The organism is Cohaesibacter marisflavi (assembly GCF_900115225.1).
GTDB classification, from domain to species: Bacteria; Pseudomonadota; Alphaproteobacteria; order Rhizobiales; family Cohaesibacteraceae; genus Cohaesibacter; species Cohaesibacter marisflavi.
On sequence record NZ_FOVR01000014.1, the window covers coordinates 116641 to 127352 of the forward strand.

Below are 10712 nucleotides of genomic sequence, written 5' to 3' on the forward strand. Positions count from 1 at the left end.
GCCATCGCTTACAACAAACCAGTTGCAAGCCGCTGCCCCAACGCAAGAACAGCCTGTTCTTCTTCGCTTACAGGCGACACAGCAAAAGCCTTCAACCCACTGTCCGCCATGTCAGCCGGCTCGCCCTGCTCATCCCCGTCTTTTTCGTCCGCTTCCCCCTCGGACAAAGGGAGCCAACCATACAGCTCGGCCAAACCAGTCCGGTTGCAAAAGTTGTTCACAGACTCCAGTGCGCCGCTATTGGGCATCCGGGCGATGGCATCCGTCACGACCAAATGCTCGATATCGACGCCGTCTCCAAGAGCTGCCAGCGCAGGCGTCAGCCAACCAAGCAGCAACCCTTCCATACGCCGCACCGGACGCATCTGCACCGCTTGCAAGGCCCGGACAAGAGCCCATGAGGAGCCAGCCTCCTCTTCCCCTTGCCGCGCAAGAGCAAGCAGAACGAGAATCAGTACCACTTCAATAGATACACGATCAGGCCAGTCTATGTCGTCAGGATAAAGAAGGGTGCGTGCATGCCAATTTTTGCGCAGTGCCTCTAGCAGATGCATTTGCACCGAAGGCGCACTCCAGGCCCCTTCCAGCAACACTGGAACCAGAGCCTCGCCACCAACAAGGGCTGCCCCTTTTACCCTTTTGCGCAAGGCCCAACGCTGCCAGAAGCGCGTTCGCGTCGTAGCGCCCACGGCCAAGACCATCTCGTTGGTTCGAAAATCGGCATCCTTGCCGGTAAAATAGAGCACGGAATTGAGAAATCCGAGATAGGCATTGGGGCGCGTTTCCGCCCAGTGCGCCCCGCCAAACAGAGGCTGCAAGGCTTTCGCGTCTGCCCGCGACAGAGAAGGGCGTACACCATCTTCGAAATGATAACGCACCGCCTTATGCGCCAGATCACGCAAGATCGCGACCACTGGCTCGGCATGATAGGCCGTGTCATTGAGCGGCGCGAACCATTGGGACCGATTGGAAAATGGCCCCGCTTTGCCAAGGGAGTCCATCATAATCGGCTGCCTCGCATCAGGAAGGACAGACCGAAAAAGACGGTCGCCAAAAGCAACAACAGCCTGTGCACCGGCTTTGGCGGCACGGAAAATTGACGTGCCTGTCCGCTGTGATTTGGCAAATGATCAAGCGTACCGCCCGTTGCATCAGCCAAGGCTTGCAGACCCGAGAGGTCGACCCCGTAGCTTGCCGCTTCCGAGCGGTTTCCTGCCCGTGGGACAGCATAAGGCAGCGTAACGGGAATGGCCTGCGGCTGTTCCAATGCGCCCGCACCGCCTTCTTGCAAATAGAGCAGTCCCTTATTCACTGCGCCCTCACCTTCAGATGCAGCATCATGGCTTGGCAAGGCAAAGCGACCTTCGAACACCCCCTGCTCCCCCTTGACCATTGTCATGGGAACGCCGATGGATTGCCCCGCAAGCAACAAGGTCGCCGAAAGGGTCTGCGGCAAAGGCGCATCTGCGGCCTCACCGACAACCGACACCCGAAGCGTAATCTCATCGCCGAAATCCTGAAGCCGGAAGCTGTAGCGATTGCGATTTGACCATTTGACCAGCTGCGTAAGGCTTGTTTCAATCGTGCGGCGCCCCGCCGCGCTATCAGTCCACGCGCCATCAAGAGCGGAGAGAAAGACGCCCGTATTGCCCTTTTCCAACTGGTCCGCTTTGTGAAACGCGAGCACGGGTTCTCCTTCAAGTCCATCGCTGACAAGCGCCCGAACGGCATCGGCCTTGGCATAGGTGAAGGCCACGCCGGGGGTTGCCAGTCCGCCAGAAATGCCATCAATCGGCGTAACGATACGCGGGCGCACCAGATCCGGCGTAAAGAATTCCGCTCGCTCTTCGGGGTCGTAGGAATCCGGCTTGAACGAGAGCCCCTGCCCCGATTGCAAGATCTGAGACTGCCGCGCCGCTTGGGCGATCTCCTCATTGAGCGGCGTAGCGCCGCTGCCATATTGAAGATAATAAAAGGATAACCCCGCCTTCGCATAGTCGTAAGGGTCAACCATGCCGTCTGTAATCAGAAAAACCGATGTATAATTGCCGGTCGAGGCCAAAGCGCGCTCAAAAGCGCGTGAAACATTAGAACTGTCACCGGTCGGAAAGCGGCTGGCGAAATTTCGAATCACCTTTTTGCCCCGCGCGTCCCCCATCTGGCGCCCTGTCGTCAGGCCACCAAAAGTAATCAGCTCCAGACTGTCCTGAGGGCGCAGATAATCCAGAATATCGGCAACGGCCAGCCGCGCAGCCGCAAGCCCTCCCCCTGCCATGGAGCCGGAGGTATCCACCAACACGATGGTATCGCGCGGCGGCGGATCATCTTGCAGATATTTCGGATCGGGTGAGACCGGCAACAGCGGATCAAGCGCTGTATGAGCGTAGCTTTGCACCACGGTCGGGTCTTCTGCGCTGCCTCCCAAGGGCCCATTCACCAGAAACAGACCGAGCACGCGGCTCTTCACGGCATCGGCCAACCGCACCAGATCACCGGTTTGAAACTGTGCGGCGTCCATGCCACCCAGAACCACGATGTCGAAATCATCAAGCCGCGATAAATCCGCAGCGCGCCGCTGCTCAAGCTCGAACTTGTCTTGCGGCAACGCGTTGAGGAACCCGGTAGCACCGAGCCCCAAAACCCGAATAGGAGCGTCTACCAGCGTGAAAACCCGCTCGGAAAAAGTCTGCTCGCGCCTTTTCACATCCACTGAGGCAAATTGCAGCCCACGGCCCTCAAACCGCATGGGTATACGCAAGGCTTGAAGAGCGTGTCCGCCATCAAGCCGATCATTTTCAAGGGCCTCAGGCGCTCCATCCCGCCTGAGAGTAACAGTCCAACGTTCTTCATTGACGTCTTTGGCTTCAGCTGCCCCCGGATCGAAGACAAGTCGCAAGGTCGGCTTGCTGCCAGAACGGATTTTGGCCGGAAGATAGGAGGAAATGATCCCCTCCGATGCAGCGCCAGCATCCAGCGATGAAATGAAAACCGGTCCTAATCGCCCCTTTAAGCGGGACGCCAGCTTGGCAAGCGGCGCTGTCGTGGCATTGCCATCACTGAGCAGAAACAGAACGTCATCATCCCGTTGTTGGTCGGCGAGAGCCTTGGCGGCATCAAGTGCACTCGCAAGGTCACTGCCATCGTGAGACAGCCCGTTCGAAACGTCATCCTCTTGTAGCAGTGCCAATCCATCGGAAAGGCTGCCCCGATTGAGTTTGACATCAACAGAGGCGGCAAAATCGATAAGAGACACCCGTGTTCTCGCATTGGCGTCATCGCTCGCCAAGGTCGCGAGTTTTTTGGCAAGAGCCCCAATCTGATCACGCCGCATGGTCGGTTGCCGATGCGCGCTTTCAGATTGATCCACCAATAGGATGAAATGCTGCTGCCGCTCGGAAGGCGCATGCAAATAGGCCGGACGTCCTGCTGCCACAGCCAGCAAAAGCGCAGCGATCAAAGCCGAAAAGGATGCTACCAAGCGCCACAGGCGCGTTGAGCGCTCCATCTGAATTCGCCTGACCAGATGATAGCCCCCGATCAGAACGATACCGGCCAGCAAAGCGACAGCGCCCCAGCTTGCAAGCAAAGCGACCCAACCGGTTTCCTGACAGGTGGCCACCCAGCCAGAGCGCGAGAAAAGCGGAAATATCAGCTCACACGCCGTCATGCCGTCCTCCCACCGCTCAGCCTCAGGGCAACAAAACGCTCAGCCACGAGCAGAATGATGGCAACCAGCGCAAGCCACGGCCAAAGCGGGCTTTGCGCTTCCCCTATCATAGAAACGGGCTGAATATCATCAAGCTCAGGGTTGCTCCCCAAAGGCTTGGCCGTATCGCTCTCATAGGCCAGATTTTCAAGCCTTGCGCCCGATGCATCCACATGGGACACATCCAGTAACGGCTGCCGATCCTGATTGACAAAGCGATAGGCATTGATGAAAGCCACCAGCCACGTCAGATGCTGCGCGTCTGCAAGATTGGCATTGACCAGCCCGCCAGCAGGCTCTGGCATCAACACCGCCGGATGCGCCCCTGCACGCACCGCAATCCAGACCTTACCATCAGCACCGGCTGCAACAGAGCGAAAGCCCTCAGGCAATCGCTCAAGCCCTCTGGGCTTGAGAGCTTCCAATAGATCCAGATCCACCGCTTCCAGCAAGGGGCTATCCTTTTGGAAATAACCAAGGGCATTGACGCCTTGCGCTTCTCCACGAACGAGATAAATCCCGCGCTCGCCGAGCCCGTCTTGATCGGAATAAAGCCCGATGCGCACCGCATCATCCCGCTCGGCCCCGACAACGGGCGCCATTTGCCGCGCAAGGTTGGCTAGAGGCCCCGCGCTCACATCAGAATCCAGAGCAATCGGCAACACCGACATTGCGCCGATAGAAAGAGCAAGGCGATTGTCGAGAGCAAACTCGCCGGTCTCTTCAAGCTCTGCTTGATAAGTGCCTGGCTCAGAGACAGCATAAGAGACCGAGGCCTCCTGCCCCTTGCCCAAATCAACCGGCGCATCGGGACTGAGAATCTGGCCTTTTGGCCCTGTAACAACAAGGGATAGGTCCGAATTGGCATCCCCGAAGCGAGCAATATTCAAAGACAAGCGCGCACCGTCTCCGCCAAGTCCGGCAGCCTTGAAATCGGCTCCTGTCAGAGCGCTATTAGCCTCAGGCTCACCAACCTGAAACCATAGAGGATCAGCCGCCAGCGCCTCGCCTTCAGCCACAACCTCCTGCCCCCTCGCATCTGACAGCGCAAAGAACGGAGGCTTTGGCAAGTCTGATACGACGGCCAGATGGGTCCAATGGCAAGAACCATCTTCAAGTGCAGCAGAAAGAGCATGCATCATCGCAATGGGAGACACACCAGCATCGCCAACCCCATTGCTAGGCGTAGTATGTGGCACCGCCACCACACGCGAACAGCCCCCTTGGGCGGTAACATGCTGGACGATTTTATCCGCCATTTCATTGGCCAACTGCAGCCGCGTCGGACGACCCACCGCCATGCTGGGAGAATGATCCACGGCAACAAGCACGCCAAAAGCAGGCGCGTTTTTGGTTGGCACCAACACCCCATCCAGCAACAGGATGGCCAGAAGCGTCAGCAGAATGAGAAAGCGCAACCAGAATAAAGGGCTGCGCAAGGGTGTACTCACCTGCCAGCGTACACGCGATTGTCTTGCCTCAGAAAGCTCAGGCAGAAACTGCAGAGCAGATATCTCCACATGCCGCACTTTCGAGCGCCGCATATATTTGACCAGCAGCACCACGAGGAAGAGACCGACAGTTGCAAAGGCGAGAAGGCCAAGAAGCATTAGCCGACCCTCCCGAACAATTCGCTTGCAAGAAGGAAATCATGAAAGCGCAGGCGAAAACCTTCTGCCATGGCATCAAAGCCCGGCCGATCGGGAAAATCCCATGCGAAATGCACCACGCCGCCGCGATTAAGGGCTTGAGCATATCCATCCCGCTGCGCCTGAATGGCATCTTCAGCGGCCGTCAGATCAGGGCCCGACGCCTGAAACGCGCCGCTACGCTCAGCTGCGGCCCCGACAGCGCCCAGCGAAACAATATCGTCCCGAAGAATGGCGCGCTCCGTTGGCCAACTGTTGAGCTCGCACACCACGGCCTGCCGATAGCCGCGCGAAGCCAGCTGTACGGCTTCCTCAAGGGCTGCTTGCGCTGTATTAGTGCGATAGAAGTCCGTTATGAAAATGGTGACCGATGATTGTTTAAGCCGAGACAGCTCAGCCCCGATCGACACTTCTTCGCGGCCTTTAGGGGCTTTGGAAGACCACAAGCCTTGAGAGAAGTGGGCAAACGCCTCACCGATCTGCCCGCCTTGCACAAAGCTCACACGATCTCGAGACGATAACTCCCCGAGCGACGCAAAGCCGATACCAATGGCTTCGTTGCCTGCAATATGCCCCAGCGCCTCACATATCCAGAGCGCAGCCTCCAACTTGCTCACCCGATGCGGGTCTTCCATACCGGCGCGCATGGTGGCACTGCCATCTACAATCACGAGAAGCTGGAATTGTTCTTCGGCTTCAAATGAGCGCACCAGAAACTCATCCGGCCGACCATGGCGCAACGACGCCCGCCAGTCGATGTGACGCACATCATCGCCGAACACATAAGAGCGATGCTCCCGATATTCCAAAGACTGCCCCAACTTGCGCCGCAAGAAGGCTCCGCTGCCAGACGTGGCAAACGCCTTGCGAGCCTTGACGCAGATGTCGTCCAGCGTAGCCGGATCAAACGGATTGGGGCGCAAAGAGATCATTGGTCCAGCTGATATGGCTTGAAGAATTCACTATAGCTGGCGGCCTGTGGTGCGGTGAGAGCAAGCAAATGCAGCAACAGCGCATCACGCACTTTCTCCATATCTCTCATGGAACGCAGCGCCGGGAAATCCTCCAGCGCCATCCGCTGCCAGCTATATTTGAATTTCACACGATGCCGCAAGGCGCCAGGCGCCATCTCCAGCAGGGCTCTCGCCGCCATGGCCTGCATTTGCGTGGTGGCGCTTTCCGCCGACAGCAGGAACGCTTTCGCCTTGCTTGCCTGAATGAGAGCAATCGCCGCGCGCGGGCCAAGCGGCCATTCACAATAACGCTCGACAAACTGCACAATCTGCTCGCCGGAGCGCTCCGGAATATCAACCAGCTCTGCGGCTTTGGCTGCGCCATGGGTTGCCTGCACCAGATTGACGGCATGCTCTACCATCTTGCGCGGCATCTTGGTCTCCGAAAGCAAAGCCCTTGTCTGATCAATCAGCCAGCCGCACTGGTCAGCGGAATAAGCATCAATATCCAGAGGCGTCTGCTCTTCGCCCTCAATGCCCGTGTGACCACCGGAGACCCGCTCGACAATCTCAACCAGTGCCGCGCTATCGGACGGCGCCATCAGGAGCTTGAGTTGGAAGCGGTCCAGTTGCGCTTCGGGCAAATCGTAAGTGCCTTCCTGATCAATGGGGTTCTGCGTGCCAATCACCATGAAAGGCGTTTCAAATCTGGCCTGCTGCATATTTTGCGAAATAACTCGGCTTTCTACCAAGGACCGCGTTTCGCCCAGAACAGTTACCTTCCGCTCAGCCATGGCTTCCAGCATGGCAGCCTGTGTTTTGGGCGTGGCACGGTTGATCTCGTCCGCCAGCAGAATCTGCCGGAAAATGGGGCCGGGCTGGAAAACAAAAGGCTCCCCAGACCCGCTCATATTGGGCATAAAGGTGCCCGTGATATCCGAGGGCAACAGGTCCGGTGTGAACTGGATGCGTCCATAGCCCGCGCCATCCTTCATCTTGAGGCTCTTGGCAAACGAAACCGCCAGAGATGTCTTTCCAAGCCCGGGATTGCTCTCCAACAGCACATGCCCACCGGTAAACAGCGCCGCAATCATCCCATCGATCACAGCATCCTGCCCGATTATATCCCGCTGCACGCTCCGCTTGACCTGCAGCATGAAATGGGCTGCTTGTTCCGCTGGTAATTGGTTCATGACTTCCTCATTGTGATTGCGGCTTGAGAAGGGATCTCATCCAGTGGGGCATCTGTTGCACCGGAATATGGGGATGGGGCGTTTCATTTGTCTCACGATTCGCGCCCTTTGCGTGAATTTCCTCGACCTGCACCGCCTTTGCTTCCCTGTCCGCAACGGCCAGATTCTTTTCTTGCCCAGTACTTTGTTCGCCTCCCCCACGCGCGTCAGCATTGCCTCCAACAAGAGAGCCTGTTTGAGCTTGAGCCTTTTCCCTTTGCGTGCCATCACGCCGAGTGTCATCGCGCGTATTTGCGCTTGACCTATCGACAGATCCACCATCCTGCTCAGGTTGTTCGATCTTGATCCGATCCTTCGCAAGACTCCCATCTGGAAAAACTTCTGCCCGATCAGCAAGCCCCTGCAGCGCAGTTTCAAGCCCGCCCCCAGTGGCACCTGAATGAGGTGAGGCATCGCCAGATTGCATCGCCGCTTGAGCCGAAGCATCCTCGCCTAAAAGATCCGGCGGCAAACCGTCCTGCCCTTGAGGTTGCTCGAAAGATTGAGACGGAACACTATCATTGGAAGAATTTGCCAAGTCGCGGGACGATGCACCATCCACGTCCTCTGCATTTAGAGAAGACTCCAGAGGATGTTGCGCCATGCGGCCACCATTGCGATCAGATAGACCCTCTCTGCCAGAAGCACCGGAAGCAGAGAGACCCCGCTGTTGCTTTTGAAAAACAGAGCCTGATTCACTTCGAGGTTTGCCGTTCTCTGCACTCCGCATATCAGTATGCTGTTGAGCCAAAAATGGCGGAGCAAACACATGAGGATTGGAAATGGAATGAGTAGGAAGACCGACTAGAAGCAGCAAAAGCCCCCCCGCTATCAGCCCTATAGCGCAACCAGAAGCGAAAGGAGCCAGGCTCCCCTTCATACGCAACTTGCTTTCACGCGCAAGCGAAAGCCCAGGCCAGTCTCCAAAATCCGGAATGCGCAACGCAACCCCGTTAGCCTGCGCATCGTCTTGCGCAATAATCGCCAACAAAGAGCTCAACGCACCCGCATCACTTGCCTGATCCATCGCCAAGCGGACATCCGGCTGCAGAGCATAGCGTGTCATCTGAGGAAGAGACGCTGGAGGAAGTTCTTTTCGCTTGCAACATATCAAGCAAAAGACCGAACTTTTTACCCGCAATACACCAAAGAGATGGCCGCATCCAACTGCAATAAACCCGCCAACGAAGATATAGGACAACAGCGTTGCCCCTAATCCCACAAGAATCCCTGAGGCACACAAAAATGCAGCCCCGCCCCAGACGACCCCATGTGCGATCATGAACAGCTTTCGTGATGCAGAAATTTTGTAGAGGGCCGCAGCTCTTTGGAACGCGCCAGTCTGATAAAGCTTGGTCGCTTTATGCCTTTTGATCTGAGATAGGACAAATAGAAACGAACCTACTGCTAGGAGCGTCGAAGCCACGATGAATAGGTAAGTTCCCTCTTGGGGCAACAATGCATAACCAACAAGCAGCAGGCCTGAGACATTGCTTCCAGCAACGACAGGCCATCCAAAACTTGCAACGAAGTGACGCGCCTGTAAAAACCGCCACATAAAGCCGGCGTCTTCAGGTGCTGACCTCATACGTGAAAGACTATCAAAGACCTGATTGTCACCATAACCAGCCATTACTTTGCTGCCTTTGCCTAATCATTGCATCAAATCCACAAATGATATGCATGGAAATGACAACTCTCATGCTCATGGCAAATCAGATGCTCGGATAGAGACGGTAGCAAATAGCTTTGACCAAACAAAGCCCGCAAAAATCCTACGAGCACGAAAAAACATCCGAAAAACATTAAATAGATGGCGTCATAAAATCAGGATAAATGCCACTCTTGTGGATAGCATCCATGGGGTTCTGCCCCCTGAGAAACCCATGCACGGTTACCAGCACCGACCCCCAGCCACGCACTCGTGCGCCCAAGATATCTGTGTGAAGACTATCCCCCATCATGGCAATCCGATGCCTAGGAATAGAGTTACCGAGCCGCGCTTCGATTTCATCATAAACAGACCCAAAGGGCTTACCATGAAATGTCACACTCAAATCTGGTAACCGATCCAAGAGATTATGAGCATAATAGCCCGGTTCAACAGACATATCCTCTTCACGTGGCGCAACGATATCGGGATTGGCTACAAACACAGGACGATTATTATGAATAAGGCTTTCAAACAACAAAGCCTGCCGCTCAAGAGTCCAACTCTCACTGGAAAGAATTAGAAAGCCGTCAACTTCATCATATACGTCAGGATCATCCAGCAGGGGCCGTGCTTTAACGGAAAGTTCTTCAGATTGGAAAGACGACGGCGCGGCAACGCCCCAAACGAAAGAGGGAGGGACAGATGGTAGATGCATTTCACACACGGCGCGCGAAGATACCAACTCACAATCGCGGAAATCGAAGCCCAAACGTTTAAATTTGGCAACAACCTGGTTGAAACAATAGGAAGCGGCGTTGGTCAGAACGAACACATGTTTATCTGCGGCCCTCAGAGCTTCTATTCGTTCACGTGCCCCTTTGATGGGTGTTTCACCCACATTCAGAACCCCAAAAGCATCAAACACAAAAGCATCAAAGCGATCCACAATTTCAGAAAGGTCTTTGATCGGCTCTATAACTAGTTTGTTTCTGGAAAGATTTGGGAAGCGATGTCTAACGGCTTCATAGCGCTCAAAAGCCTGTTCTGAAGTCAAAGTGGGGAGCATAGATTTGTACTCGTTTGTATTTTCAAATGGAGCAAGACTGCTATTGAACTGGCTGGATATATTTCAGAAGGCAGTATCAAGTGTGTGACACTGTCCTCATTCAGACGCAAAAACCCCCCGGCTTATGGAGCACGGGGGGTTTTTGAATGTTTGTTATTAGCAGGCCCGGCAGCGACCTACTCTCCCACGTCTTAAGACGGAGTACCATTGGCGCAGAGGATATTAACGGCCGAGTTCGGGATGGGATCGGGTTTGGTGTCCTCGCCATAACCACCGGGCCGGCGAATAACAAACAGAGAAGCTGGTTGAGCTACCGGCGTTTTGCTAGAGCAAAAAGCGCCTATCGCTTAGTTTTAGCACTTTTGCGGAGCAAAAGTAGCCTTGAATGAATATAGACAAATGAGAGTAATCAAGCCTATCGAGCTATTAGTATCAGTAAGCTTCGCACGTTA

Annotated in this window: 7 protein-coding genes and 1 rRNA gene; all 8 read right to left on the reverse strand. The window is 55.5% G+C overall.

Annotated elements, in window-relative coordinates; all coding sequences use genetic code 11:
* Positions 1–8: 8 nt before the first annotated feature.
* The 8 genes from BM258_RS20415 to rrf all read right to left on the reverse strand — a co-directional run bounded on the left by BM258_RS20415 (position 9) and on the right by rrf (position 10538).
* Positions 9–1004 carry a hypothetical protein gene (locus tag BM258_RS20415; RefSeq protein ID WP_090075084.1) on the reverse strand — a complete coding sequence of 332 codons (996 nt, stop codon included), beginning with the start codon at positions 1002–1004 and terminating at the stop codon, positions 9–11.
* Positions 1001–3667: a vWA domain-containing protein gene (locus BM258_RS20420; RefSeq protein WP_090075085.1), complete on the reverse strand. Its 2667-nt coding sequence runs from the start codon at positions 3665–3667 to the stop codon at positions 1001–1003. Before BM258_RS20420 ends, BM258_RS20415 begins: the two co-directional genes overlap by 4 nt.
* A complete protein-coding gene (locus tag BM258_RS20425) occupies positions 3664–5316 on the reverse strand; it encodes a hypothetical protein (protein ID WP_090075086.1) in 1653 nt (550 codons plus the stop codon). The genes BM258_RS20420 and BM258_RS20425 overlap by 4 nt, the downstream gene beginning before the upstream one ends.
* Positions 5316–6287, reverse strand: a complete 972-nt coding sequence (locus tag BM258_RS20430) for a DUF58 domain-containing protein (RefSeq protein WP_090075087.1) — start codon at positions 6285–6287, stop codon at positions 5316–5318. Before BM258_RS20430 ends, BM258_RS20425 begins: the two co-directional genes overlap by 1 nt.
* The gene (locus BM258_RS20435; RefSeq protein WP_090075088.1) at positions 6284–7501 is read right to left on the reverse strand and encodes an AAA family ATPase; all 1218 of its coding nucleotides are present in this window, start codon (positions 7499–7501) and stop codon (positions 6284–6286) included. Before BM258_RS20435 ends, BM258_RS20430 begins: the two co-directional genes overlap by 4 nt.
* A 7-nt stretch (positions 7502–7508) precedes the next feature.
* Entirely contained in the window at positions 7509–9173 is a 1665-nt protein-coding gene (locus tag BM258_RS20440) for a hypothetical protein (protein ID WP_090075089.1), read from the reverse strand.
* Between the two features lie 172 nt (positions 9174–9345).
* Positions 9346–10260, reverse strand: coding sequence for an HAD-IIA family hydrolase (locus BM258_RS20445; protein ID WP_090075090.1), 915 nt, complete (start codon positions 10258–10260; stop codon positions 9346–9348).
* A gap of 163 nt (positions 10261–10423) precedes the next feature.
* Positions 10424–10538: ribosomal RNA gene (gene rrf, locus BM258_RS20450) — 5S ribosomal RNA — on the reverse strand.
* Between the last annotated feature and the right edge of the window lie 174 nt (positions 10539–10712).